The 25,787-nt window shown below is 68.6% G+C and carries 21 protein-coding genes; 14 read left to right on the top strand and 7 right to left on the bottom strand.

All coding sequences use genetic code 11. From position 1 onward, the window contains the following. Position 1 precedes the first annotated feature (1 nt). A complete protein-coding gene (locus RS85_RS09575; RefSeq protein WP_052703508.1) occupies positions 2-712 on the top strand; it encodes an alpha/beta fold hydrolase in 711 nt (236 codons plus the stop codon). A 122-nt stretch (positions 713-834) separates the two neighbouring features. Here RS85_RS09575 and RS85_RS09570 read toward each other — a convergent pair whose 3' ends face one another. Genes RS85_RS09570 through hisD (RS85_RS09560) form a run of 3 tightly spaced genes read right to left on the bottom strand, consistent with a single transcriptional unit; the run spans position 835 to position 3,676 of the window. Further along, the gene (locus RS85_RS09570) at positions 835-1,578 is read right to left on the bottom strand and encodes an HpcH/HpaI aldolase family protein (protein ID WP_046013215.1); all 744 of its coding nucleotides are present in this window, start codon (positions 1,576-1,578) and stop codon (positions 835-837) included. Continuing rightward, on the bottom strand, positions 1,578-2,336 hold the full coding sequence (locus tag RS85_RS09565; protein WP_046013214.1) for an SDR family NAD(P)-dependent oxidoreductase: 759 nt from the start codon (positions 2,334-2,336) through the stop codon (positions 1,578-1,580). The genes RS85_RS09570 and RS85_RS09565 overlap by 1 nt, the downstream gene beginning before the upstream one ends. Further along, a complete protein-coding gene (gene hisD, locus RS85_RS09560) occupies positions 2,333-3,676 on the bottom strand; it encodes a histidinol dehydrogenase (RefSeq protein WP_046013213.1) in 1,344 nt (447 codons plus the stop codon). Before hisD (RS85_RS09560) ends, RS85_RS09565 begins: the two co-directional genes overlap by 4 nt. 45 nt (positions 3,677-3,721) lie before the next feature. Between hisD (RS85_RS09560) and RS85_RS09555 the strand changes: the two genes are divergently transcribed. The 4 genes from RS85_RS09555 to RS85_RS09540 all read left to right on the top strand — a co-directional run bounded on the left by RS85_RS09555 (position 3,722) and on the right by RS85_RS09540 (position 7,980). Continuing rightward, the gene (locus RS85_RS09555; protein ID WP_152642379.1) at positions 3,722-4,777 is read left to right on the top strand and encodes a LacI family DNA-binding transcriptional regulator; all 1,056 of its coding nucleotides are present in this window, start codon (positions 3,722-3,724) and stop codon (positions 4,775-4,777) included. A 133-nt stretch (positions 4,778-4,910) separates the two neighbouring features. Next, positions 4,911-5,891, top strand: a complete 981-nt coding sequence (locus tag RS85_RS09550; protein WP_046013211.1) for a nuclear transport factor 2 family protein — start codon at positions 4,911-4,913, stop codon at positions 5,889-5,891. A gap of 42 nt (positions 5,892-5,933) precedes the next feature. Next, entirely contained in the window at positions 5,934-7,103 is a 1,170-nt protein-coding gene (locus tag RS85_RS09545; protein WP_046013210.1) for a cupin domain-containing protein, read from the top strand. Positions 7,104-7,170: 67 nt separating this feature from the next. Continuing rightward, on the top strand, positions 7,171-7,980 hold the full coding sequence (locus RS85_RS09540) for a nitrilase-related carbon-nitrogen hydrolase (RefSeq protein WP_046013209.1): 810 nt from the start codon (positions 7,171-7,173) through the stop codon (positions 7,978-7,980). A 90-nt stretch (positions 7,981-8,070) separates the two neighbouring features. Here RS85_RS09540 and RS85_RS09535 read toward each other — a convergent pair whose 3' ends face one another. Next, on the bottom strand, positions 8,071-8,997 hold the full coding sequence (locus RS85_RS09535; RefSeq protein WP_046013208.1) for a LysR family transcriptional regulator: 927 nt from the start codon (positions 8,995-8,997) through the stop codon (positions 8,071-8,073). 76 nt (positions 8,998-9,073) lie between these two features. Here RS85_RS09535 and hisD (RS85_RS09530) point away from each other — a divergent pair, with 76 nt between their 5' ends. From hisD (RS85_RS09530) to RS85_RS09495, 8 genes are all read left to right on the top strand, one after another. After that, the gene (gene hisD / locus RS85_RS09530; protein ID WP_046013207.1) at positions 9,074-10,390 is read left to right on the top strand and encodes a histidinol dehydrogenase; all 1,317 of its coding nucleotides are present in this window, start codon (positions 9,074-9,076) and stop codon (positions 10,388-10,390) included. Positions 10,391-10,556: 166 nt separating this feature from the next. After that, a complete protein-coding gene (locus tag RS85_RS09525; protein ID WP_046013206.1) occupies positions 10,557-11,576 on the top strand; it encodes an ABC transporter substrate-binding protein in 1,020 nt (339 codons plus the stop codon). After that, on the top strand, positions 11,573-12,358 hold the full coding sequence (locus RS85_RS09520) for a class I SAM-dependent methyltransferase (protein ID WP_046013205.1): 786 nt from the start codon (positions 11,573-11,575) through the stop codon (positions 12,356-12,358). Before RS85_RS09525 ends, RS85_RS09520 begins: the two co-directional genes overlap by 4 nt. Further along, complete coding sequence (locus RS85_RS09515; protein ID WP_082087567.1) at positions 12,355-13,470, top strand: FecCD family ABC transporter permease; 1,116 nt, start codon at positions 12,355-12,357, stop codon at positions 13,468-13,470. Before RS85_RS09520 ends, RS85_RS09515 begins: the two co-directional genes overlap by 4 nt. Then, positions 13,467-14,246, top strand: a complete 780-nt coding sequence (locus tag RS85_RS09510) for an ABC transporter ATP-binding protein (protein WP_046013204.1) — start codon at positions 13,467-13,469, stop codon at positions 14,244-14,246. Before RS85_RS09515 ends, RS85_RS09510 begins: the two co-directional genes overlap by 4 nt. 94 nt (positions 14,247-14,340) lie before the next feature. Then, on the top strand, positions 14,341-14,922 hold the full coding sequence (locus RS85_RS09505) for a molybdopterin-dependent oxidoreductase (protein ID WP_046013203.1): 582 nt from the start codon (positions 14,341-14,343) through the stop codon (positions 14,920-14,922). Beyond that, positions 14,919-15,638, top strand: a complete 720-nt coding sequence (locus tag RS85_RS09500; protein WP_200894816.1) for an FAD-binding oxidoreductase — start codon at positions 14,919-14,921, stop codon at positions 15,636-15,638. The genes RS85_RS09505 and RS85_RS09500 overlap by 4 nt, the downstream gene beginning before the upstream one ends. Continuing rightward, complete coding sequence (locus RS85_RS09495; protein ID WP_046013201.1) at positions 15,638-15,925, top strand: DUF6510 family protein; 288 nt, start codon at positions 15,638-15,640, stop codon at positions 15,923-15,925. The genes RS85_RS09500 and RS85_RS09495 overlap by 1 nt, the downstream gene beginning before the upstream one ends. On the opposite strand, the gene RS85_RS09490 is transcribed toward RS85_RS09495, so the two are convergent. Together RS85_RS09490 and RS85_RS09485 are read right to left on the bottom strand one after the other, a co-directional pair. Further along, positions 15,893-16,501: a hypothetical protein gene (locus RS85_RS09490; protein WP_046013200.1), complete on the bottom strand. Its 609-nt coding sequence runs from the start codon at positions 16,499-16,501 to the stop codon at positions 15,893-15,895. The genes RS85_RS09495 and RS85_RS09490 overlap by 33 nt on opposite strands. An 18-nt stretch (positions 16,502-16,519) precedes the next feature. Further along, a complete protein-coding gene (locus RS85_RS09485; RefSeq protein WP_046013199.1) occupies positions 16,520-17,428 on the bottom strand; it encodes a hypothetical protein in 909 nt (302 codons plus the stop codon). Between the two features lie 426 nt (positions 17,429-17,854). Here RS85_RS09485 and RS85_RS09480 point away from each other — a divergent pair, with 426 nt between their 5' ends. Continuing rightward, positions 17,855-22,924, top strand: a complete 5,070-nt coding sequence (locus RS85_RS09480; protein WP_235282394.1) for a DUF7927 domain-containing protein — start codon at positions 17,855-17,857, stop codon at positions 22,922-22,924. Between the two features lie 108 nt (positions 22,925-23,032). On the opposite strand, the gene RS85_RS09475 is transcribed toward RS85_RS09480, so the two are convergent. After that, positions 23,033-25,567: a helix-turn-helix transcriptional regulator gene (locus tag RS85_RS09475; protein WP_082087565.1), complete on the bottom strand. Its 2,535-nt coding sequence runs from the start codon at positions 25,565-25,567 to the stop codon at positions 23,033-23,035. Between the last annotated feature and the right edge of the window lie 220 nt (positions 25,568-25,787).

Genomic DNA, 25,787 nt, shown 5'->3' with positions numbered 1-25,787 from the left:
CGTGTCACCGTTGGTGCTGCTGGCCGGCATGAACTGCACCGCCGATCTGTGGGCGGATGCCGGAACAGACGGGGCGGTCCAGCCGGTGCTGGACCGCCCGACCATCCCCCTTCAGGTCTCGGGGCTGCTGGCCTCGCTGCCGGAGCGCTTCGTGCTGGTGGGGCACTCGCTCGGGGCGATCGTGGCGATGTCGCTGGCGCTAGCCGCGCCTGAGCGCGTGGCCGGACTCTGCCTGGTGTCGACGAATGCGAAGGCGCCGACGGATGCGCAGCGAGCGGGCTGGCGGGAGTGGCTGAGCCGGCTCGACGCGGGGGAGGATGCGCGGGAGTTGCAGCGAAGCATCCTGCCAGCGCTGCTCGGCGCCTCGGCGATGCGCGATCGACCTGATCTGGTGGAGCGGACACTGGCGATGGGCACGGAGACCGGCGATGAGCGGCTGCGCGCGCAGCTGGAGCTGCAGCTCGACCGTGGCGACCTGCTCGGGCGGCTGCCTTCGCTGGCAACGCCGACGCTGGTGGTGTCGGGCCTGGACGACGTCATCACGCCGCCGCACTTCCACACCGAGATCGTCACGCGGATGCCCGACGCCCGACTCGTGACGCTGGATGCCGGGCACCTGCTGCCGCTCGAGCGACCCGAGGCGTTCGGCTCACTGCTGCGGTCGTGGCAGACGCAACTGGCGGATGCCGAGGCCGGGGCGGCGCGGCGCTGACCGGGTCTGCGCAGGGGAGGAGATCTGCGCTTCGGAGGAGCGGATGCTGCGCGTGCACCCTCCGTTCTGCAGATCTCCTCCGAAGTGCCGAGGCAGGCCGCGCAGGGGCGGATGCCGCCGGCTCAGCGCTGCGGTGCCGCCAGGTCGCGCAGATGCCGCATGAGCGACGACGCGAGGTTGTAGACCACGAGGTCGGCGCCGGCGGCGAAAGATGCCTCGGCCGCGGCGCGGGTGCCGACGATGTCCATCCGCAGCGAGCCGGCCGTGGCCAGAGCCGCGTGCACGGTGGCGATCGCGTCGGGCACCGGCAGGTCGTCGGGCCCGGAGCTCGCGGCGAGATCCGCCGGACCGACCAGGATGCCGTCGAGCCGGGGCGTCGCGACGATCGCGTCGACGTTCCGCACACCCGCCGGCGACTCGATCATGCCGAGGACCAGCGTGTTCTCCAGGTACCGCTCGAGGTGCTCGGCCGGCGGCGTCTCGCCGAAGCGGCCGGCGCGGCTGTACGTCGCGAACCCGCGGCTGCCGACCGGCGGGTACAGCGACGCGTCGACCAGGGCAGCGGCATCCGCCGCGGAGTCGAGGTGCGGCATCAGGATGCCCTCGGCTCCCTGATCGAGCACGCGCAGGATCTGTCCGCCGTCGTTCTCGCCGACCCGCACGATCACCGGCACGCCGTGCACCGCCGCGAGGGCGATGTGGTTCCGGAGCGCCGTGATGTCGGCCGGGCCGTGCTCGCAGTCGATGAGCACGAAGTCGAACTCGGCAACCGCGAGCATCTCCACGAGCTCTTCCGACGGCATCCGCAGCAGCGCTCCGAGGAGCTTCTCGCCCGCGCGCGCACGCGTCCGCAACCACGTCGTCATCAGGCGACCATACCGGCCGAGAGATCGACGTCGGCACCGCACATGCCCGGCATCGCCAGCATCGCGAGCACTGCGGCGCCGACCTCTTCCTCGGTCACCATGCGTCCGAGGGCGGCGCGCGAGACGAAGACCTGCTCGGCGTCGTCGATGCTCGTGCCCGAGCGTTCGGCTTCGAGGCGGAAGTTCCGCTCCATCCGCGGGCCCTGCACCGGGCCCGGCGACAGCGAGTTCACCCGCACGCCCGCAGGCCCCACCTCGAACGCCAGCGTCGAGGTCAGTCCGATGACGGCCATCTTCGACGCGCAGTACGGAGTGCGATGCGCGAGCGGACGCTTGCCCGAGACCGACGCGATGTTGATGACGTCTCCGTCGCCGCGCTCGATCATGCCGGGGAGAAGGGCCTTGCAGAGCAGGAACGTGCCGCGCACGTTCACGTCGAAGACCTCATCCCAGTCGTCGACCGAGATGTCGGTGAGCGCCGCGACCGGCCCGGGGATACCGGCGTTGTTCACCAGGATCGACACCTCGGTATCGCGGAGCGCGTCGCGCAGGGCGTCGACGGAGGCGGCATCCGACACATCGCACGCGATCCCGCGGGCCCGGGAGCCCAGAGCGGATGCCGTGGCGGCGAGCTTTCCCTCGTCACGCCCGACCAGCACGACCTCGGCGCCGGCGGCGTGCAGCGAACGGGCGATGGCCGCCCCGAGTCCGCTGCCGCCGCCGGTCACCACGGCCGTGCGACCCGTGAGGTCGGTCATCGTGCGTCCGCGACCGCACCCGATGCGACCGCCGCGTGGCTCTCGTCGATCCAGGCGAACTCGGTCCCGGCGTGGCGCCAGGCGCGGGCATCACCGGATCGGGCGTGCCCCTCGAACAGCTCGACGCGGGCCGCACGACCGCAGACGGCGCCGAGCTCGGCCGAGGACTTCGTGTTCTGCACCTCCTGGTAGGTGACGGTGCGCAGGTACTTGCCCACCCAGAGGCCGCCGGTGTAGCGGGCGGCGCCGAGCGTCGGCAGCACATGGTTGGTGCCGATGACCTTGTCGCCGTACGAGACGCACGTGTTCTCGCCGAGGAAGAGCGCGCCGTAGTCATGCATCTTCGTGAGAGCCTCGCGCGGGTTCTCGGTGAAGATCTGCACGTGCTCGAAAGCGAAGTCGTCGGCGATGCGGTACGCCTCGTCGAGGTCATCGGCGACGATGACCTGGCCCCAGTCGCGCCAGGCAGGGCCGGCATAGTCGCGGGTGGGCATGCCGGGGAGGATCTTCTCGATCCAGTCCATGACCTCTTCGGCGAGCGTCTGCGAGGTGGTCACCAGGACCGCGGGGGAGTCAGGGCCGTGCTCGGCCTGCGACAGGAGGTCGACCGCGGTGAAGAAGGGGTCGGCGTGCTCGTCGGCGACGATGAGGATCTCGGTGGGGCCGGCGAACAGGTCGATGCCGACCTCGCCGAACAGCTGGCGCTTGGCCTCGGCGACGTAGGCGTTGCCCGGGCCGGCGATCATGTTGACGCGTTCGATGGAATCGGTGCCGACGGCCATCGCCGCGACGGCCTGCACGCCGCCGAGGAGGTAGATCTCGTCGGCGCCGGCCATCTTCATGGCGGCGATGGTGGCGGCGGGGATCTCCCCGCGGATGGGCGGGGTGCAGGCAACCACTCGGGGGACGCCAGCGACCTTGGCCGTGATGATCGTCATGTGGGCGGATGCCGTGAGCGGGTACTTGCCGCCGGGGATGTACGCGCCGGCGGCCTGCACCGGGGCGTGCTTCTGGCCGAGGAAGACGCCCGGGAGGGTCTCGACCTCGATGTCGGTGAGCGAGTCGCGCTGCGCCTGGGCGAAGCGGCGCACCTGGTTCTGCACGAACTCGATGTCCTGGATGACCTGAGGGGAGAGGGTGGCGACGATCTCCTCGATCTCGGCATCCGTCAGTCGATAGGAATCGCGGCTCGACTTGTCGAACTGCTCGGCGTACTGCCGCACGGCGGCGTCGCCGTTCTCGCGGATGTCTCCGATGATCCCGCGGACGCGCTCGGCGACGTCCTGCTGCGCGGTGTCCGCGAACGTCTTCGTCGGCGCGGACTTCAGATACAGGGGCATGGCCCTTCCTTTCATTGCATACGTATGCTCTGATTATGACCGCGTATGCACAGACCCGTCAAGCGCGGTAGGATTCGCAGGTCAAGGGGAAGGCGTCAGATGGTCGTCACGAGTCGCGATGTCGCGAGGCTGGCGGGGGTGTCACAGCCCACCGTGTCTCGGGCGCTCCGTGATGATTCCCGAGTCTCGGAAGCCACGAAGACGCGGGTCCGCGAGGCGGCGCAGCTGCTCGGGTATGTACCCAGCGAAGCGGGCCGTGCCCTGTCGTCCGGCCGCACGCGGCGCATCGGGCTGCTGCTCACCGACCTCGACAACCAGTTCTACTCGCACATCATCGCGCCTGTGCACCGGGAGCTCGAGACGCTCGGCTACCAGCTCATGCTGCACACCGAGACGGCCGACAACGCCACGATCGTCGAGCGCCTGCTCGCGAACGGGCTCGACGGGCTGATCCTCGCGACGACGACCGTCGAATCCGCCGCGCCGCTGCGCCTCAAGGACCGCGGGCTGCCCTTCGTGTACTTCAACCGCACGGGCTCGCTGATCGAAGCGGATGCCACGGTGGTCGACCCGGTGCCGGGATATCAACAGGCCGTCGATCGGGCCGTCGAACTCGGTCACCGCCGCATCGGCGCTGTGCTGGGTCCGAGCAACACCAGCACCGCGCAGACGCGAGAGGCGGCGCTGCGCGCGGCTCTCCTCGCGCACGGGCTGACACTCGCCGAAGCCGACACCCGGCGGGTGCCCTACAGCGCCGATGAGGGTGAGGCTGCGGCGACCTCGCTTCTGAGCGGCGACGACCGCCCCACCCTGCTGTTCTGCGGCAACGACGTTGTTGCCTACGGTGTGTTGAATGCGGCTCACCGCGCGGGTCTCCGCGTGCCGGAGGACCTCTCGGTCGTCGGCTTCGACGACCTTCCCGAGGCGGCCTGGCCGATCGTCGATCTCGCCACGGTCGGCTACGACATCGTGGGGATGGCCGAAGCCGCGGCCGACCTCATCGTGCGGCGGATCGAGGATCGCGCGGCGCCGATCGAGTACACGCGCTTCACCTCCGCGTTCGTGCCGCGCCGCACCCTCGCGGCCGCACGCGTCGGCTGACGCCGCTTCCCGCTCTGACACCCGTGTGTCGAGAAAGAGTGTCTTGCACTCGATTGTGCATACGCATACACTGACGAAGGAAGCCCGCGATCACCGAAGAAACGCGGACTCATCTTCTAAGGAGTGAAACAGCGTGCCTCTCGATCCGGTCGCCTATCTGCCGTACAAGGACCCCGATGACTTCATCCGTGAGGTCACCGACCTGATCTGGGTGGATCGGTCGATCCACTACATCCGCGAGAACTACGAGCCCGACTCGATCGTGCACGGCGCCTACGGCACCTCCACGACGCGCGACGAGGTCATCGAGGGCACGCTCATGCGCATCTCGTCGACGCCCGACCGCACCGGCCAGGCCGCCGACGTCATCTGGGAGGCCCGCGGAGACGACGCGTTCCTCAGCTCGCACCTCGTGCTCTCCGGTCACCTGCAGTCCTCGGCGCACAGCTACACGATCGCCAACTGCCTCTACCGCAAGGGCCGCATGGTCGAGGAATGGGTCGTCCGCGATTCGCTCGCCGGCGCGCTCGAGACCGGCGAGGACCCCGACGAGCTCGCACGTGCCCAGGCCTTCCGCGGCTACACCGGGTCCTGGACCGAACCGGCACCCGCCGACGTCATCGCGAAGGGCGACTCGGGCGTGCGTCCCGACGACTACCGCTCCGAGGTCGAGACCGTGATCGACATGATCCAGACGATCTGGAACGACCGCGATCTGCAGAAGGTCGAGAAGTACTTCCACCGCGACCTGGTGCTGCAGACCGTCGGCAACAAGGTCGTCATCCGTCCCGAGGGCTACCGCCGCGCACTGCTGCACTTCCTCGAGGCGTTCCCCGGCGGGCAGTTCGAGATCCGCGACATCCAGACCAACTACGACGTGCGCTACGCGGGCCTCCGGGTCGCCGTGACGTGGAAGTTCACCGGCCTCTACAACGGCAAGCCGAACTACGGTCCGCTCACCGGCAAGCCGGTCGACGTGCTCGGCATCTCGCAGTTCACCTTCCACAACGGCGCCCTTGTCAAGGAGGTGCGCCTGTGGGACGACATCGCCCTCCGGGCCCAGATCGCCGGCATGCGCGGCGACGAGCCGGTCGGCCCCAGCAACATCTACTGATCAACGACTGATCGACACCGTCAGGAACAAGGAGAAGAAGAAATGAGCGACGTCATCGTCGACGACCGTCAGGTCACCGTCGACACGGCTGAGATCGAGCGACGCACGATCCGCCGATCGGACTGGGTCCCCTGCAACTCGGCATTCATCGACTGCCGCACGCCCGGGTCCGACCGCAAGGAGAACTACGCCTTCATCGGCGCGGGTGTCTCGCAGAACGCGAACCAGTACGTGAACCTCGAAGAGAACCACGGGTTCAACACGGGTGCCGCGGGCATGCCGAACGGCATCTCGAACAACCTCCACCTGCACTTCACCGCCGAGGTGTTCATCAACCTCGGTGGCGAGTTCCGCCTCCGCTGGGGCGTGGACGGCAAGCAGGGCGAGTACATCAGCCACGACGGCGACATCGTCACGATCCCCACCTGGATCTTCCGCGGCTTCACGAACGAAGGACCGGACGAGGGCATCCTCTACACGGTGCTCGGTCGCGACGACAACGGCGGCATCATCTGGGGCCCCTCGGTGCTCCGCGAGGCGGAGTCGTACGGCCTGCACCTCACGGCCGACAACCGCCTGATCGACACCGTCGCCGGCGACGTGCTGCCCGACGACGTCGCGCTCATCACGCCGATGAAGCAGCACTACATCGACGAGCTGACCGAGTACACGGTCGAGGACATGCGTTCGCGCGTCATCCAGCCGGCCGACCGCAAGTACTCGAAGGCCGCGCTGCTGTGCGCCGCCGTCGACGGCGGGCGCGTCGAGCTCGCCACCGCGATCGGCTACGGCATGAGCGAGAACCGCCGCCAGGTGCCGAACGTCACCGAGCCGCACTCGTTCAACCTCGCGTGGGTCAAGGCCGAGCCCGGTCAGGGCGTGCTGCGCCACCGTCACGACAAGACGCAGGCGCTGCTGTTCAAGACCGGTCGCTGGGAGGTCACTCTCAACGACGACTCGACGACGGCCGTGAACCTGGGCCCCGGCGACGCGTTCTCCGTTCCCGAGGGCGTCTGGCGCTCGTACCGCTGTGTCGAGGCCGACGAGACCGGCTCCGGCACGGTGCTCGTGATCAACGGCGGCGACGACCGCGTCTATCTCGAGTGGGCACCGGAGGTCGTCGAGGCGGCTGCCGCGGCCGACTGGACGATCGACCCGAACGGCTACCTCGCGCCGCTCGGCGTGATGGTCACCGCGACCGAAGACGACTGAGACCGACGAAGCGCGAGGGGCCACCGGCTCCTCGCGCTTCGGCGTCTCCGAGGGGAAGATGAGAGTCATGCCTGAACCAGTCGACGAACTGCGCGTCGCCGCGCTGTCTCCCGAGGTCGTGATCGGCGATCTCGACGGCAACCTCGCCCGCATCCGCGACGCGATCGTGGCTGCGGGACGCCGCGACGCCCGCCTGATCGTGCTGCCGGAGCTCGCCACCAGCGGCTACGTGTTCGAGGATCGCGCCGAGGCCGGGACGGTCGCGCTGAGCGCCGACGACCCGCGCTGGGCGCTGCTCCAGCAGGTCATCCCCGCGGATGCCGTCGTGGTGGTCGGCTATGCGGAGACCCACGGGGAGCAGCTCTTCAACACGGCAGCTGTGCTCACGCGCGACGCGCGCCTGGCCGACTACCGGAAGTCGCACCTCTGGGGTAGCGAGAAGCTCGTCTTCGATCACGGCACCGAGGCGGGGCTCGTGGTCGACACCTCATTCGGGCGTCTCGGCGTGGCGATCTGCTACGACAACGAGTTCCCCGAGGTGCCGCGCCGGCTCGCGCTCGCGGGGGCCGACATCCTCGCCCTGCCGGTCAACTGGCCACTGGTCTCTCGGCCCGAGGGAGAGCATGCCCCGGAGCTGATCCAGGCCATGGCATCCGCCCGCTCCTCCCGGATGCCGGTGGTCGTCGCCGACCGCTGGGGCTCCGAGCGCGGAGTCGACTGGACCGACGGCACCGCCATCATCGACGAGCAGGGCTGGATCGTCGCGTTCCGGGCCGTCATGGGTGCCACCGCCACGCTCTCGCTGACTGCCGTGCGCGAGAAGTCGCTGCCCCCGCACAACCACCTCTTCGACGACCGTCGGGGCGACCTGTACTGAGTCTCTCTGCCGAAACGCAGAGTGGATCAGAAGTGCTGGTTGCGGGGCATCCTCCGCTGCATTTCTGATCCACTCCGACGCTGACGGGGCTCAGTCGAGCGCGGTGCGGCCCTGATGTTCGGGCAACCTCTCGCGCAGCATCCGCTCGGCCAGGTCGGCGAGCCGTTGGGTCGCGGGTGACAGCAGCATCCCTTCCCGTTTCACGAGGGCGATCGTGTCGTGCATGGTTTCGGCGAACGGGAACGTGCGGATGCCGGCGGCGAAGCCCTCGGCTTCGGTGATCGACCGCGACACGATGGTGTCGGCGGCTCCCGCGGCGACGAGGCTCAGCGCCGTCTCGACGTTCTCGACCTCGACGGCCGGGTCGATGGTGAGGCCGCGCAGGCGGGCGCGCTCGAGCAGCTGACGCCTGGTCGGATCGTCCCACCCGGCGAACGCGTCATAGAGCACGAGCTTCGCGCCGGCGACCTCGTCGATCGTGACGGGCCCTGCGTCAGGTGCGCGCGTGGCTGATGCGTAGAGGACCTCATCGCGGAACAGCGGATGCACCTCCAGGCCCTCCTCGTCGACGGGGAGCACGAGGAGCCCGGCCTCCAGCTCACCGCTCGCGATCGACCGCGCGACGTGCGCGGAGTTGATGCCGACCAGCCGCAGGCGCACATTCGGATGCCGGTGGTGGAAGGTCTCCGCGAGATCTGCGAGGGCGTAGTACGCGGCGTTGCGCAGCACCCCGAAGGTGCAGGTGCCGCGATCGAGCGAGGTGAGCGCCTGGATCGTGTCGATGCCGTTCTGCACCGCGCTGACAGCCTGAGTCGCATGCGGACGGAGCTCGAGGGCCGCCGCGGTTGGTACGAGGCGGCGACTGCCGCGGGTGAAGAGCGTGACTCCGAGCTCGCGTTCGAGGCGGGCGACGAGCTCTGACACCGAGGCCTGCGTCATCGACAGATGCGTGGCGGCAGCGGTGAAGGATCCGTGCTCGAGAGCGGCCAGGAAGGCGGTCAGCTGGGTGATGGTCACAGCCAATGGTAAACCCGATGAATGGTCTCGGACCATCAGGCTTGTCGGATAACTGCGATCGATCTAGCCTTCCAGCATGCGTTACTCCTCACCAGTGCTCTCGCGCCTCGACGGCGCCTTCCATCACCTCAAGACTCCGCTCATCGACGCGCCCGCCGCGCAGCGGGATCCGGCCGTGATCGAGACCGTGACGAACATGCTCGCCGACATCCGCGACCGCGGTCTCGACGCCGTCCTCGACTACGCCCGCAAGCTCGACAACTACCAGGGCGCCGGCATCGAGCTCACCGCCGAGCAGATCGCGACCAGCGGCGATCGTCTCGCTCCCGACCTGCGCGCCGCGATCGAGCTGGGTGCCGCGCGCACGCAGGCGTTCGCGAAGGAGTCACGCTCCCACCTCAGCGACTTCGAGACCGAGCTCGTGCCCGGCATCGTCACCGGCGCGAAGTACATCCCGGTCTCCCGCGTCGGCGCGTATCTCCCGGCCGGACGCTTCCCGCTCACGGCGAGCGCGTTCATGACGGTCGGCGTCGCCAAGGCCGCCGGCGTTCCCACCGTCATCGCCTGCACGCCCCCGCAGCCCGACGGCAACGCGAACGACGCCGTCGTCTACGCCGCGCACCTCTCGGGCGTCGATCGCGTGTTCGTGATCGGCGGCGTGCAGGCGCTCGCCGCCATGGCGTACGGCCTGCTCGGCGAGCTTCCCGTCGACATGCTGGTGGGTGCCGGCAACGCGTTCGTCGCCGAGGCCAAGCGCCAGCTGTTCGGCACGGTCGCGATCGACCTGCTCGCCGGTCCCAGTGAGGTCGCGGTGATCTCCGACGAGACCGCCGACCCCGAGATCGTCGCCGCCGACCTGCTGGGTCAGGCCGAGCACGGTCCGAACTCTCCGGCAGCGCTCGTCACGACATCCGAAGAGCACGGCCGCGCGGTCATCGCCGCGGTCGAGCGCCAGCTCGAGACGCTCGCCACCGCCGACATCTGCGGTCCGGCGTGGCGCGACTACGGCGTGGTCACCGTCGCGAAGGACCGCGAGACCGCGGCCGCGCTGATGGACGACCTGGCCCCCGAGCACCTCGAGCTCATCACAGCCGACGACGAGTGGTATCACGAGAACCTGCGCAACTACGGCTCGTTGTTCATCGGCCCGTGGAGCACGGTCGCCTACTCCGACAAGGGCATGGCCGGCACGAACCACGTGCTGCCGACCGCCGGCGGAGCCAAGCACAGCGCCGGCCTTTCGGTCTCCCGCTTCCTCAAGCCGCTGACGTACCAGCGCATCGGGCGCGAAGCGACGCCCGAGCTGGCGAACGCCGTCCAGGTCATCTCCGACTCCGAGGGCATGGCCGCGCACAGCGCGACCGCGACGATGCGGCTCGCGACGTACCAGTAGGCCGCAGTCGTCCGGAACCCCAGTCCGGATCTCCCCAGGAGGAGTGCCCGTCACCGAGAGGTGGCGGGCACTTCTGCGCTCCGGCATCCGCTCCCGACAGCTGCACCGACGGGTGCCGACGGATTTCGCCGTTGAATCAGCCCACCGCTAATCTGGCTATATGCGAATGAGAATCATTATCACTACGGGTGCGGCGCTCGCCGCCCTGACCCTGGCCGGCTGCGGCTCGACTCCCGCGGCAATCGAGACCTCCGACGCGTCGGCATCCGACTCCTTCCCTCTGACGCTGGAGAACTGCGACACCGAGGTCACCGTCGAGCAGGCGCCGGAGCGCGCCGTCTCTCTCAACCAGTCCGCGACCGAGATACTCATCGCGCTCGGCGTCGAGGGCCGCATGGCGGGCACGTCCTACGAGACCGATCCGGTCTCCGACGACATCTCCGAGGCGTACGACAGCATCCCGCTCCTCACCGACGGCGTGCTCGGTCACGAGACCCTGCTCGAGGCGCAGCCCGACTTCGTCTACTCGTCCTTCGCCTCGTTCTTCACCGCCGAGAACGCCGGGGAGCGCGCGGAACTGCAGGAACTCGGCGTCCCGACGTACCTGAGCGAGTTCGACTGCACGTACCACGAGGCCGTCGAAGGCGGAGCGAAGTTCGACATGCTGTTCGACGAGATCGAGACGGTGGCGGAGATCTTCGACGTGCCGGATGCCGGTGCAGAGGTCGTCGCAGAGCAGAAGGCCGTCGTCGGCGAGGGTGAGGAGATCGCCGAGCAGATCGAGGGCACACCGCGGCTGGTGTGGTTCTACTCGACGGCAGCATCCGCCGCGACTCCGTCCGTCGCTGGACCGGGAGGCCTCCCGCAGACCGTCACCGAGATGCTCGGGGCTGAGAACGTCTTCGCGGATGCCGCGACGAAGTGGCCGGAGGTCAGCTGGGACGAGGTCGCGCTGCGCGACCCCGACGTCATCGTGCTCGCCGACCTGACCCGCGGCTACCCCGGTGACACGGCCGAGGAGAAGATCGAGTTCCTGAAGAGCGACCCGCTCACCTCGACCATGGATGCCGTGATCAACGACCGCTTCATCATCGTGCCCGGCCAGTACATGGACCCGTCGATCCACAGCGTGCAGGCGCTCCCCACGGTGGCGCAGGGAATCGTCGACCTGGAGCTCGGCAAGTGACCGATTCGCTCGCAGACATCGTCCGGCGCTGGGACGATCAGCAGGCGGCGTACATCACGCAGCGCGAGCAGCGCTTCGACATCATGCTCGACGTGATCGCGCGGGTATGCGAGAGCTCGGCGGAGTTCGACTCGGACGGCGCCGGCCTCGTCGTCGTCGACCTCGCGTGCGGCCCCGGCAGTCTCTCGCAGCGAATCCTCGATCGCTTCCCGGCGGTGCGGGTGATCGGCATCGACTACGACCCGGTGCTTCTCGCGCTCGCGGGCGCGTGGCTCGGTGAACGGCACGGGGCACGCTTCACCGCGGTGGATGCCGATCTCGCCGCCCCCGGGTGGCCGGAGAAGCTCGACGTCGACGGCATCCACATCGCCGTCTCGTCCACGGCGCTGCACTGGCTGGAACCGGCGCAGCTCGTCGCGCTTTACTCGACCCTCGGTACCGTCCTTCCTGAGGACGGCGTCTTCATGAATGCCGACCATCTGCGCTACGACCCGACGGTTCAGCCATTCCTCACGTCTGTCGCCGCCGCCGACGACGAGCGCACTCAGAGCGCCGCGCACTCCCAAGGCGTGCAGACCTGGGACGAATGGTGGACGGATGCCGTCGCCCACCCGGTGCTCGCCGCGCACGAAGAAGACCGGACGCGCCGCTTCGCCGACCGGCCGCCGACCCCGCACGCGCCCCTCGACCTGCACCTGAGTGCACTGCGCACCGCAGGCTTCGCGGAGACGGGTGTGATCTGGCGGCTGTACGACGACGTCGTCGTGCTCGCGCGGCGATGAGGACGTGGGGCGCGGTGCGGGCCGGTGATCCGGTCGTCCCGCCGACGCTCGACGTGCCGGTCATCGAGGCGCCCAGGCGCCGCGGCCGGCGGCTGGGAGCGTCGGCGATCATCGTGCTCTTCGTCGTCGGGCTCGGGGCGTCCGTCATCGCGGCATCCTTCATCGGCACGGCGAACATCGGCTTCCTCGACGTGCTCGCGATCGTCCTTCGGCACATCGGCCTCGGGATGCTGGCACCCGTCGAGCCGGCCCCGCCCCTCATCGACGCGCTCATCTGGGAATCGCGGCTGCCGCGGGTGCTGCTCGCGGCGACGGTGGGTATGGGGCTCGCCGTCTCCGGCGCCGTGCTGCAGTCGGTCACGCGCAACCCGCTGGCGGAGCCGTATCTGCTCGGCGTCTCGTCCGGTGCATCGACCGGAGCCGTCGCAGTGATGATCCTCGGTCTCGGCTCCGGAGCCGTCAGCCTCTCGATGGGAGCCTTCGCCGGGGCGATCCTCGCTTTCGCGATCGTCCTGGTCCTGATCGGCGGCGGTCGCGTGTCGAATCCGGCGAGAGTCGTGCTGACCGGGGTGCTCGTGTCGCAGTTCTTCTCGGCGATGACGTCCCTCGTGCTGATGCTGAACGGCGACGCCGACTCGACGCGCGGATTCACCTACTGGCTGCTCGGCTCGCTGGGCGGTGCCCGGTGGGAGCCGCTCGCCGTGGCATCCGCCGTCATCGTGGTCTGCGCGCTGCTCTGCCTGCTCTTCGCGTCGGCGCTCGACGCGTTCACGTTCGGATGGGACACGGCGGCATCCCTCGGCATCGACGTGGCTCGCGCGCGGGTGGCGCTCATGGTGCTCACCGCGCTGATGACGGCGGCTGCCGTCGCGGCATCCGGAGCGATCGGATTCATCGGTCTGCTGGTGCCGCATATCGTCCGTCTGCTCGCCGGGCCGGCGCATCGGATGCTGCTGCCGCTGTCGGGCCTGGGTGGGGCGATCTTCCTCATCTGGGTGGACGGACTCGCCCGCGTCGCCTTCGCGCCGCATGAGATTCCGGTCGGAGTGATCACCGCGCTCCTCGGTGCACCCATGTTCGCCATCGTGCTGCGCAAGGCGGCCGCGCGATGACGGCGCTCGAGGTGCGCGGCATCGTCTGGACTGTGGGCGGCGCCGGCATCCTCTCCGGAGTCTCGCTCGCCGTGCGGTCGGGCGAGGTGCTGGGAATTCTCGGACCGAACGGGGCCGGGAAGACCTCGCTGCTGCGCGTGCTCGCGGGGCTCCGTCGGCCGGATGCCGGGGTTGTGCTGCTCGGCGGTGAGGATCTGCGCGGGATGCGGCGACGCACGGCGGCGCGGCGGCTCGCGATCGTGGAGCAGTCGCCGGAGGTGCACGAGGACATCACCGTGCAGGACACGGTCGCCCTCGGCCGCACTCCGCACCGTCGCACGTTCGGAGCGCTCGACGGCGACGACCGTCGTGCGATGGACCACGCTCTCGCCCTGACCGGGATGTCGTCGTTCCGCGACCGCTCGTGGCGCAGCCTCTCGGGCGGGGAGCAGCAGCGGGCGCAGCTCGCGCGGGCGCTGGCGCAGGAGCCCGAGGTCATCGTCCTCGACGAGCCGACCAACCATCTCGACATCCGCTACCAGCTGGAGGTGCTCGGGCTGCTCGCGTCGCTGGACATGACCGTGGTCACCGCACTGCACGACCTCAACCTGGCGGCCCGCTTCTGCGACGAGGTGGTGGTCATCGATGGCGGCCGCGTGCGCGCAGCCGGACCTCCGGCGGATGTCGTCACCTCCACCCTGTTGCGGGAGGTCTACGCGGTCGATGCGATCGTTGAGGAGTCTCCACACACGGGAACGCCCGTCGCGACTTTTCTCGGGAGCGCGCGGGCGCGTTGATCGCGGGTCGGGGGCGGTCGCGGCTCGTGCTGTCCCTCGTACGCCGTCAGTGGGAGGATGCAGATCTCGGACTCGTGGAACTGAAGGAGAAGCGATGGCTGTTTTCGGAGGTCGCCGCCGCGAGGAGAACGGGGCCGTCCCGCCAGGTCAGCATCTGACGGATGGCTTCCCGGTGCTGTCGGCCGGTCCGACTCCGACGATCGAGACCGAGGAGTGGGAGTTCGTCATCCGCACCGAGGCCGGGGTCGTGCACCGCTGGTCGTGGGATGACCTGCACGCGCTTCCTTCCGAAGGCATCACCGTCGACATCCACTGCGTCACGAGCTGGTCGAAGCTCGGCACCGGGTGGCGCGGCGTCTCGCTCGACACCCTGTTCGCCGACGTCGAGACCGGCCTGGAGTTCGTCATGGTGCACTCGTACGGCGGCTACACGACCAACCTCGCGATGGAGGACCTGCTCGAGGGCAAGGCGTGGATCGCCTACGAGTACGACGGGGACGACCTCGATCCGGAGCACGGCGGCCCCGCCCGCCTGCTCGTTCCCCACCTCTACTTCTGGAAGAGCGCCAAGTGGGTGCGCGGAATCGCCATGCAGGATGACGACTACCCCGGCTTCTGGGAGGAGAACGGCTACCACCTGCACGGAGACCCGTGGCGCGAAGAGCGGTACGCGTGAGCGTTTCCTCCGCCTGGTTCCCCGCCACGCTCGTCCGCGCGCGAGCGCTGACCGCTACGGCGCGGAGTCTGACGTTCGCCGCGGACGGATGGCCGGGGAACGCGGCCGGTCAGCACGTCGACGTCCGGCTGTCCGCTCCGGACGGTTACCAGGCGGTGCGCTCGTATTCGATCGCCAGCGCGGGCGACGGGGCCGAGATCGAATTGGCCGTCGATCGACTGCCGGATGGCGAGGTGTCGCCCTTCCTCGTCGACGACATCGAGGTCGGTGACACGGTCGAGCTGCGCGGCCCTCTCGGCGGATGGTTCGTGTGGACGCCGGAGGACGAGCGTCCCGTGCAGCTCATCGGCGGAGGCTCCGGCGTCGTGCCGTTCGTCGCGATGGCGCGAATGCATGCGCTGACGGCGAGCGCTGCCCCGATGCAGCTGCTCTACTCGCTGCGCAGCCCGGCGGACGCGTTCTACGCCGAAGAGCTGTCGTCGTTAGGCGGGCTGGAGACGGCGTGGCACTACACGCGTGCCGCCCCGTCCGGCTGGACGCGACCGGCAGCACGCATCACGGCGGACGACCTGCAGCGAGAGACGCTCGCTCCGGATCTGGCCCCGTCGATCTTCATCTGCGGACCGACCGGGTTCGTCGAGACCGTCTCGCGCGCGATGCTCGAACTCGGGCATGCCGAACGCCTCATCCGCACCGAACGATTCGGAGGCACGTGATGGATCACCTCGACGGGAACGTCCTCGCCGGACCGCTCGGTGCCGTCCTGGCCTTCGAGCCGACGACGGCCGAGGGGCAGTGCCGCGGATGCGGCGATGTCGCGGTGCTCGCGCAGGCGGTCGTGTACGGACAGCCCATGGGCTTCGTGCTGCGCTGTCGCGTGTGCGACGACGTGCTGATGGTGGTCGTCGAGCGGGACGGGCGGGCTTCGGTGAACGTGCGCGGGATGCGGTGGGTCGCCGGGAGAGACCGCCTAGACCCGATAAGCGGAATAGAGGGTCGGTGAGCCGAGTATCGGCAGAGTTTCGCCCGTGCCCGTGGTCGTCACGCCCAGGTTCCGCTGCTGCTGCGGGGTCGGAGCGGTTCCGGCCACCGTCCAGGTGAACGGAAGGATCTGCTCGCCGCCACGTGCGGTCACAGTGACCGGCATGTCGGTGTAGCGGACGACGAACACTCCGTTCTCGGCCACTCGTGCCCCGTAGGACGTGCCGTTGATCACGATCGGCGTGGCCGAAGGCTGAGGGAACGTCCACGGCGGCGCGTAGCGCGTCGTCACGGTTCCGTTGAACGGCGCCTCCGTGGTGTTGCGGACAACCAGTGAGGGTGTGCCCGCAACGCTCCCGGCCCCGCCGGGGGTGACGGCCATCCACAGCAGCTGATAGGGCGATGCCACGGTCGCGGCACCCACCGGGGTGATGGTTCCCAGTGTCGAATCGATCGACGCGGACAGGGGCTGCACCTCGGGAGCCGGGCTCGGGTACGGTCCCGTCCATTCCAGATCGATCTGGAGTGACTGCCCGGCCGGGAGGAACACCGCAGGAAGCGTCCACGTGATGTTCGTTCCATCCGTGCCCTGCACCATCACCTCGCCACGGTGCGTTCAGACCCGGTAAGCGGAGTAGATGGTCGGTGAGCCGAGCAGGGGCAGCGTTTCGCCGGTGCCCGTGGTCGTGACGCCCAAGTTCCGCTGCTGCTGTGCGATGGCCGGCCCGCCTGGCAAAACCCACGTGAAGGGGAGCGCCTGCTCTCCCCCACGCGCAGCGACGCTCACCGGCATGTTGTTGTACCGAGCGACGAAGACTCCGTTCTCGGCGACTCGAGTCCCGTAGGACGTGCCGTTGATCACGATAGGCGTAGCCGACACCAGCGGGAACGTCCACGTCGGCGTGTAGCGCGTCGTTACGGCTCCGTTGAACGGCGTCTCGGTCGTGTTCGCGATGAACAGAGACGGCGTTCCATTGACGTTCCCCGCCCCGCCCGGGGTGACGCCGAACCACAGCAGCTGGTACGGCGATGCCACGGTCGGGCCGCCGACCGGAGTGATGGTCCCCAGAGTCGAGTCGATCGACGCGGACAGGGGCTGCACCTCAGCGGTGAGGGGCCAAGCTCCTGTCGTCCATTCCAAATCGATCTGGAGCGACTGCCCCGCCGGGAGGAAGCCTGCCGGAAGCGTCCAAGTGATGTTCGAGCCATCCGTGCCCTGCACCATGACGGCGGAGGTGAACGGAGCGATCGTCGCCCACGCCGGCGTCGAGAACACGATCGCGCCGGTGAAAGCCTCCGTGCCCGTGTTGGTCACCGTAAGCGCCTGGGCCCCGTACGGGGCGTCGATGTCCACGAGCGGCGCAACGGCGAACGTCAGGGCCGCCGCCCCTACTGAGGCCGCGGCCAGCGGTGTGGAGACCGCTACGGCCACGACCGGAATCGACCATGCCGCGGTCTTGATGACCGTTCGGCGCGGCACCCCCTTCGCTCCGTCCGGCCCGTCTTTCACGTCAAGATCCTTCATTTTTCCCTCTCCCCGCCACGACCAGTGGCGCCACTGTTTCGACGGAGACCAGGTGGCGTTCGCCGACGAAAAAAGGCTAGCCGGGCACGCGCTGCTGCTCGCCACTCGGGGGGTGAAAAGCAGGGGTGAATTAACGCAAAACGGCGATCACTGCTCTCGCCGAAACGACATGCTTGCTGAGGCCTGAGCGAGCCCGTTGGAACCTGATGGTGCCCAACGGGTGTGCCGTCTGAAGGGGACGGGGGCTATCCGTGAGCGCACGCGCGCACCGGTATGTACAAGGGGAGAGCAGTCTTGATTTTTCGTGGTGCCCAGAAGAGGCAGTCGACACCAACGTCTCAGCAATCGTCGGAGCGACGCCGTTGGCAGAAGGGCCTGAAGAGGCTGGTCAGTAGTTTCGTCAGTACGGCCGTCGTCGCATCGTCGATGGTCTTCGTCGGCGGCACGCTGACAGCGGCTCCCGCATCGGCCGCGGAGGAGTTCCTCTGCACCCCGGGCGCTGTCTACGTGCAGAGCGCCACGCAGATCCGCGAGTTCGCGGTGAACGAGCAGGGCGGTGCCCCTGGTGACGGCGGCACGCTCGGCTCCACCGGCTTCGGCGACAATCACTCCGACAACGGCCTCGGCATCTCCGCGGGCGGTCGCTACGCCTACACGGTGACGAACAGCTCCTCCAGCAAGGTGCTCGCCAAGCACGATCGCGTCACCGACACCACCACGCGTACGTCGTTCACCCTGAACTCGGCCGTGCTGCGCGGTGCGGTGCATCCGGTCACCGGCGTCTACTACTTCGCGAGCAGCACGTCGAACAACGCGATCAACCTGTTCGCCTGGGATGAGAGCGTCTCGCCGCAGACCTATGTCCAGGTCGGCACGCTGCGCCCGACGGCCGGCAGCAGCGCGTTCGGCGCCAACGGCGACATGGCGTTCAGCGCCTCCGGCCAGCTCGTCCTCGTCGCCGACCGCTACATCTACTCTGCGGACCTTCCGACGACCCTCGAGTCCAGCACGGCGACGATCGACGCCAAGCAGGTGCACGACATGGGTGACGGCATTCAGGGCAACGGCATCGCGTTCGGTAACCGTGGTCACATCTTCGTCTCCGTCTCCGGCGGTGGCAGTCGCATCCTCGAGGTTGACCTTCCCCGCGGCGAGACCGTCAACACCACGTCGCTGGGCAGCTTCGCGCCGACCGACATGTCGAGCTGCACGTTCCCCAACACCCTCACGCTCAAGAAGGACCTTCCGGGTGGCCGCCAGGCGCCCACCGACCAGTTCGGGCTCAGCGTCCAGGCTCCCGTCGGCTACCAGGACCTGCAGACGGATGCCACGACGACAGGTACCGCGTCCGGTGTGCAGCCGGACTACGCCGGTCCGATATTCACCAATCAGGGTGATGCCTTCGAGCTCGCCGAGACGGCCTCCGGGACGACCGACCTGAACCGCTACGACGCATCCCTGGTCTGTGAACAGCTCAACCCGGACGGCTCGACCACGCCGGTCGCCGTCACAGCATCGAATCAGGTCACGCAGCCCGCCGGCGCGCTCGGCACCGACGTGGTCTGCACCTTCTCCAACGCGCTGCTGGTGCCCGGACTCGAGCTGCGCAAGTCGTCCGACCCGGCCGCAGGCACCGCCGTCGCCGCAGGTCAGCAGATCACCTACATGGTCGAGGCCGAGAACAGCGGCACGACGACCCTCGATCCCGTCCAGATCAGCGACGACCTCTCCGGGGTCTTCGACGACGCCGAGTACCAGGGCGACGTCGCCACCGAGATCGACGGCACTCCTGTCACCTCGGGCGCGGCATCCGTCACGGGAGACACGCTCGCCTGGACCGGCGCGCTCGCGCCCGGCCAGATCGTCGGCATCACCTACTCGGTCATCGTCGACGACGACGTCGAGGGCGCGAGCATCGACAACAGCGTCACGGCCTCGGGCACGCCTCCCAGCGGATTCGACCCGATCATTCCTCCCGCCGTCACGACTGGGCACCCGGTCGCCGGCTTCGAGATCGCCAAGAGCGCCGACCCGGCTTCCGGCACGGTCGTCGAGCCCGGTCAGGTCATCGAGTACACGGTGACCGGCACCAACACCGGCGGCACGACACTGAACCCGGCATCCGTCGCCGATGACCTGGCGGATGTGCTCACTCACGCCGCATACAACGCCGACATCTCGACCGCGATCGACGGCGTCCCGCTCACCACGGGAGGCGCGACCCTCACGGGCAGCGACCTCTCCTGGAGTGGCGCGCTGCAGCCCGGACAGGTCGTGACGATCACCTACTCGGTGACCGTGAACGACGGCACGTCCGGCGAGATCCTGAGCAACGTGGCCTCCGGAACGGCCACCCCGACCACGCCGAACCCTGCCGACCCCGCAGGTCCGCAGATCCCTGGCCAGCCGATCGTGCCTCCGACGGCGACGACCGAGCACCCGGTGATCGGTTCCGGCTTCACCATCAGCAAGTCGGCCGACCCGGCCTCCGGAACCGCCGTCGAGGCCGGGGACAGGATCGAGTACACGATCACCGGCACCAACACGGGCGACACCGATCTCGACCCCGCCGAGATCGTCGATGACCTCTCCGGAGTGCTCGACGACGCGGCGTACAACGATGACGTGACTGCCGACCGGGGCACTCCGACCATCGCCGGCTCCACCCTCACCTGGACCGGCTCGATCCCGCAGGGCGAGTCCGTCACGATCCGCTACAGCGTGACCGTCGACGAGGGCGTCGAGAGCGCTCTTCTGGAGAACGTGGCGAACGGCGAGGCGACCCCGCTCATCCCGGTCGATCCCGCCGACCCCGACGGCCCGACCACTCCGGGCACGCCGATCACTCCGCCGCAGGCCGAGACCTCGCACCCCGTGGTCGACTCCGGCTTCGAGGTCAGCAAGTCCGCAGACCCGGCCTCCGGCACCGCCGTCAGCCCGGGTGACACCATCGAGTACACGGTCACCGGTACGAACACCGGCAACACGGTGCTCGACCCGGCGACCATCTCCGACGACCTGTCGGCCGTGCTGACGGATGCCGTCTACAACGGCGACGCCGTCGCCTCGGTAGGCGCCGTGAGCGTGGTGGGCACGAGCCTCAGCTGGACGGGCGCACTCGCACCCGGCGACGACGTCGTGATCACCTACACGGTGACCGTCAACGCCGGTGCGACCGGGGTCCTGCTGCAGAACTCTGCAGATGGAGAGGCCACACCGCTGATCCCGGCGGATCCGACTGATCCCGGCAGCCCGACGACGCCCGGCGCTCCCGTCACGACGCCGCCCGCCGTCACCGAGCACCCGGTGGTCAACCCCGGCTTCACGGTGGCCAAGACGGCCGATCCCGTGTCGGGGACGGCAGTCGATCCGGGCAGCGTCATCGAGTACACCGTGACCGGCACCAACACGGGCGACACCGTGCTGGACCCCGCCGAGATCACGGATGACCTCGCCGCTGTCCTGGCCCACGCCTCGTACAACGACGACGTGGTCGCCTCTCGCGGTACTGCCGACGTCACGGGCGCGGCGCTGATCTGGAGCGGTTCGCTCGCTCCCGGTGAGAACGTGTCCATCACCTACTCGGTGACGATCGACGGGGATGCCGGCGGCGAGACCGTGCGGAACTCCGTGACGGGTTCTGCGACGCCTCTGCTGCCGGAGGACCCGAGCGACCCCCAGAGTCCGACCACACCCGGCACGCCGGTCGTGCCGCCGACGGTGACCACGGAGCACCCGGTCAACGAGCCCGGCTTCGCGTTCGCCAAGACCGTCGACCCGGCATCCGGGACCGCGGTCGACCCCGGGCAGGTGCTCACGTACACGCTGACCGGCATCAACACCGGACAGACCGCGCTGGACACCGTCGCGATCGTCGACGACCTGTCCGGAGTGCTCGATAACGCCTCGTTCAACGATGACGCCTCGGCGACCATCGGAGGGGCCGCCGCTGGACCCGTGGAGCTCGTGGGTGACGAGCTCTCGTGGACCGGAGCGCTGGCGGTCGGCGAAACGGTCACCGTCACCTACTCGGTGACGGTCGGCTCCGGTGCGGCCGGAGCGGTGCTGGAGAACACGGCGACGGGTACGGCGACGCCTCCTGGCGGTGACGAGATCGTCTCTCCCGACAGCGTCACCGCGAACCCGGTCAACGTGCCCGGCTTCTCGGTCTCGAAGAGCGCGGCACCCGCGACCGGAACGGCGGTCGACCCCGGCAGCGTCGTCACCTACACGGTGACCGGCACGAACACCGGGCAGACCGCGCTGAACCCGGTGGAACTCGTCGACGACCTGTCCGGTGTGCTGGCGCACGCCGCGTACAACGGAGACGCCAGTGCCACGATCGACGGTGCGCCCGCTGCGGCGCCTTCCCTCACAGGTGACGAGCTCTCCTGGGCCGGTGCGCTGCCTGTCGGCGCGGTGGTGACGATCACCTACTCGGTGACGGTCGCCGCCGATGCCGGTGGCGAGACGCTGGAGAACTCCGTCAGCGGTCTCGCGACGCCTCCGGGCGGCGTGACTCCGATCGCGACACCTCCGGCGATCACCGAGCACTCGGTCAACCAGCCCGGCTTCGAGCTGGTCAAGTCGGCTGATCCCGCCTCGGGAACCCGCGTGGACCCGGGCAGCGTCATCACCTACACCGTGATCGGCATCAACACGGGTGAGACGGCCCTCGACCCGGTGTCGATCGCCGATGACCTGTCGGGCGTGCTCGCTCACGCCGCCTACAACGGGGATGCAGCGGCAACGGTGGCCGGAGCATCCGCCCCGGCACCGGTGGTCGCCGGGGATGAGCTCACCTGGCAGGGCGAGCTCGCGGTCCGCGAGCGCGTCGAAATCACTTACTCGGTGACCGTGAACGGCGATGCGGGCGGGGCGACCATCGCGAACGTCGCGACGGGCATCGCGACCGCGCCTGGTGGCTCCGAACTCGATCCCGCTCCGTCGGAGACGCAGCACCGAGTCGGAGAGCCCGGCTTCACGTTCGTGAAGACGGCCGACCCGAGCTCCGGAACAGCCATCGCCACCGGCAGCGTGGTGACGTACACGCTGACGGGCGTCAACACCGGCGAGACGGCCCTCGACGATGTCGTCATCATGGATGACCTCAGCGGAGTGCTGCGTCATGCCGCCTTGGTGGGCGACGCCGTGGCGACGATCGGCGGCAGCCAGGTCGCCGCTCCGATCATCGACGGAACAGACCTGCGCTGGGCCGGCAGCCTCGCCGAAGGTGACACCGTGACGATCACCTACGCGGTGAAGATCGACGCGGACGCCGCGGGCGAGACGCTGGAGAACCTGGCACTCGCATCCGCGACAGCTCCCGGGGGCGAGACGATCGCACCGCCCGCGAGCGGTACGACCCACCCGGTGCAGACCCCGTTGGCAATCACCGGTGGACAGGTCGCGCCCTGGCTCCTGCTCTTCGCGTTCGGTCTGCTCATCACAGGTGGGGTACTGCTGGTGCTGCGGCGCCGTCAGGCCACCATCTGAGAAAACTCCGGGTGTGTGCGGGTTCCCTCGCCTGCGCACACCCGGACACCCTTTCTGGACGTGAAAACGTCGGTACAGGCGGGTAAGACGTCGGGAAAGTCGTCGGAATCACTGCTCGGAGAGCAGGCTGTACCCGATGGCCTTTTCCACCGCGTCGGACCGGTTCTTCGCTTCGAGCTTCCGGTAGATGCTGCGCAGTTGCGTCTTGAGCGTGTTCTGAGACACGTTCAGATCGGCGGCGATGGACTGCAGCGAGGCGCCCGACGTGAGCGCGCGAAGTACGACCTTCTCCCTCGATGACAACTGCGGACGAGTCGACATCGACGGGAGGAGCGCCGTGACAGAGGAGGTGTCGACTCCGCGCTCACCAACGAGATCCCGAAGGAACGAGAAGTCCTCCGGGTCGAGGAGCGAAACGGGCGTGACCAGGTCGCGGTCCGCGAGTTGGATGCTCAATGCCTCGGCGGACTTGGCAGCCGCTGCCGCACCGGCTGTGTGCAGGAGCGCGGCGCTCAGCACCGCGGCCCGCTCCGCTCGTTCGCGGGCGCTCTCCGGTTCCAGCCGGGTCTGCGCCAGCATCCGCGAGGCGTCCGAGGCGCGCCCCTCCAGCATCGCAAGTCGCGCGCGCTCGAGGACGGTCCCGAACCGATCGGATTGCGCATCCCGCTGCAGTGTGTCCTTCGCTGACCGGGTATCCCCGAGGGCGAGGTGCAGGAGCGTTCGCGGCCGGCTGAGGGTGTGCCGGGCGTGGGTCGCCCCTGCCTCGCGACCGCGCGATCGGGTGAGCGACTCCAGTTGTTCGAGCCCCGCGGCAGGGTCTCCCTCGTGGAGAGCGACCCACCCTTCGACGACACCCATCGTGGCCCAATGCTCACTGGTCGAACGATGCGGTCCGAAGACGCTCACGTGCTCGCGCGCCGAGGCCGTGTCGCCGGCCTCGACGGCGAGGATCGCCTCGGCGACGCGATAGAACGTGCCGCGATATCCGTCCCTGAAGCTCTCGTCCCAGGGGCCTTCGCGGACGAGGTCGACGTAGTAGCGGGCCTCGGGCATATCGCCGTTCAGGGCATGGATGCCGCTGAGCAGGCAGACGCTGTGAAACGCATTCTGGATCTCATGCGATGCGGCCAGAGACGCGGCGTAGTCGAAGCACTCCAGCGCCTGCGGGCGGCGCCCGCCGTAGTAGAGGGAGAGACCGAGTTGCGTGTAGAGCAACGGCACTTCAGCGGCGTACGCTTCCCAGTCCGACTCCGGAGTGCTGCTGAACAGAGTGAGTGCCCGTGTGGCGACATGACTCGCCCGATCCATCATGCCGATCAATCGGAGGGCAGCGCTCTCGGCGGTCCAGATGAACAGCCGCTCCGGCGCGGACAGTCCGCTGCGACGGGAGTTCGCCGCAGCGATCGCGACTCGGAGCAACTGCAACCCGCGAATGCGCCGAAGCCTGCTGGCGAGGTAGCAGATCGCCAGCAGCATGGCGACGAGCGGTTCATCCTTCAAGCGCGAGACCGGGAGCTGACCCAGCAGCTTCACGACAGCCTTGCCATCGTTATCGAGCAGGTGGGTCCAGCCCGTCATGATCACGTGAGTGGCAAGCGCGAGGTCATCCTGTTCGATCGCGAGGCGGAGGGCCTCGAACGGTGATCTGCGGTGCAGCGCGCTGTGAATCGCTTCGCGTTTCAGCCGCGGGGTCTCATCGAGGTGAGAGCGATGAAGCTCGCGGCGCAGGAGAACACGCGCCACGGGGGCGAAGGTGAAGATCCGGTCACCGGACGTCGACCAGCGCCCGAACCCGAATGCCTCGGCATCGTCGAGGATGCCCGCCACGTCCGTGACACCGGTCAGCGTCCGTGCGAGTTGCAGGTCGAGCGCATCCGACACGCTCATCTTCACCAGGGCTTCGAGAGCCTTCGGATCGAAACCGGAATGCTCGATCCGGGCGCGCATGTACTCTTCCACCGCCGTGGCTGCATCATCCAGGAGCGTCTCTTCCTTCACAGGGAGGGACCGTCTCGCTGCGGCGTGGATCACAGCGGGGAAACCGCCTGTCGATGCGAGAATCTCGGATGCTGTCGTCGCGTCGACACCCAAGGCGCGGGCTATCTCATCTCCGTCGAACATGAGCTCGTCCGGAGCGACCACCCTGCGATCGATGACCAGGTCGAGCCCATCGCCGTCGAACGGACTGCGTCGGTTCGTCGCAGCGATCACGCGTGCTCTGCCTGCCGCGGCGACGACACGGCACACGTCGAACACGCTTTCGCGCGTAAGCGCCGCGGCGTCGTCGAGAACGAGCACGATCGGTTGGGGCGCTGCTCGAAGCGCTTCCTGGACGGCTCTCCAGGGGCGGTCCGACGTGTCACCGGTGAAACTGCCGAGTCCTCGTCGCTCCATCGCCCGCATCACGTCGCGCGCGAGATCAACGCTTGTTGCCGCGCTTGCGTCGACATCGACCCAGACGGCGATGGATGGAGTCGTGTGCGCCCATTCCGCGAGCGCCACGGTCTTGCCGGTTCCGGATGCGCCGCGGACAAGCGTCAGAGGACTGTCGTTCTCCAGTGCTGCAACCAGTCTGGGCCGCGCGATCACATCGCTCGGAACGCGAGGGGCGTCAGAGCGCAGCTGTGCGACGGATGCCGTCATCGTTCCTCCCCGGGTAGTGCACAACTAACGATATTCCGAGATATCGCTGCGGGGGGAGGTACTGCGGCGCTCAGCTCGAAGAACGGGGACGGTTTTGCAGCAGCCGGCGCACGTGAATGTCAGCCCCAGCGGTCTCTCCGGCTCAGTCGCGCGCGATCGCGGCAAATCCGCTTGATGGAATCGAGACCTAGGATCGACAAGTGAAATTTGCCCGAGTCGA

Origin of the sequence: Microbacterium sp. SA39 (genome assembly GCF_000967865.1) — a bacterium.
Classification (GTDB): Bacteria; Actinomycetota; Actinomycetes; order Actinomycetales; family Microbacteriaceae; genus Microbacterium.
The sequence above is the reverse complement of the archived record's forward strand: the minus strand, read 5'-3'. Positions and strand labels throughout refer to the sequence as shown.

Coding starts and splice junctions, on each gene's coding strand:
- RS85_RS09570 (WP_046013215.1), bottom strand. CDS start 1,578: ATGACGACGTGGTTGCGGACGCGTGCGCGCGCGGGCGAGAAGCTCCTC.
- RS85_RS09565 (WP_046013214.1), bottom strand. CDS start 2,336: ATGACCGACCTCACGGGTCGCACGGCCGTGGTGACCGGCGGCGGCAGC.
- hisD (WP_046013213.1), bottom strand. CDS start 3,676: ATGCCCCTGTATCTGAAGTCCGCGCCGACGAAGACGTTCGCGGACACC.
- RS85_RS09555 (WP_152642379.1), top strand. CDS start 3,722: ATGCACAGACCCGTCAAGCGCGGTAGGATTCGCAGGTCAAGGGGAAGG.
- RS85_RS09545 (WP_046013210.1), top strand. CDS start 5,934: ATGAGCGACGTCATCGTCGACGACCGTCAGGTCACCGTCGACACGGCT.
- RS85_RS09540 (WP_046013209.1), top strand. CDS start 7,171: ATGCCTGAACCAGTCGACGAACTGCGCGTCGCCGCGCTGTCTCCCGAG.
- hisD (WP_046013207.1), top strand. CDS start 9,074: ATGCGTTACTCCTCACCAGTGCTCTCGCGCCTCGACGGCGCCTTCCAT.
- RS85_RS09525 (WP_046013206.1), top strand. CDS start 10,557: ATGAGAATCATTATCACTACGGGTGCGGCGCTCGCCGCCCTGACCCTG.
- RS85_RS09515 (WP_082087567.1), top strand. CDS start 12,355: ATGAGGACGTGGGGCGCGGTGCGGGCCGGTGATCCGGTCGTCCCGCCG.
- RS85_RS09510 (WP_046013204.1), top strand. CDS start 13,467: ATGACGGCGCTCGAGGTGCGCGGCATCGTCTGGACTGTGGGCGGCGCC.
- RS85_RS09505 (WP_046013203.1), top strand. CDS start 14,341: ATGGCTGTTTTCGGAGGTCGCCGCCGCGAGGAGAACGGGGCCGTCCCG.
- RS85_RS09495 (WP_046013201.1), top strand. CDS start 15,638: ATGGATCACCTCGACGGGAACGTCCTCGCCGGACCGCTCGGTGCCGTC.
- RS85_RS09490 (WP_046013200.1), bottom strand. CDS start 16,501: ATGGTGCAGGGCACGGATGGAACGAACATCACGTGGACGCTTCCTGCG.
- RS85_RS09485 (WP_046013199.1), bottom strand. CDS start 17,428: ATGAAGGATCTTGACGTGAAAGACGGGCCGGACGGAGCGAAGGGGGTG.
- RS85_RS09480 (WP_235282394.1), top strand. CDS start 17,855: ATGGTCTTCGTCGGCGGCACGCTGACAGCGGCTCCCGCATCGGCCGCG.
- RS85_RS09475 (WP_082087565.1), bottom strand. CDS start 25,567: ATGACGGCATCCGTCGCACAGCTGCGCTCTGACGCCCCTCGCGTTCCG.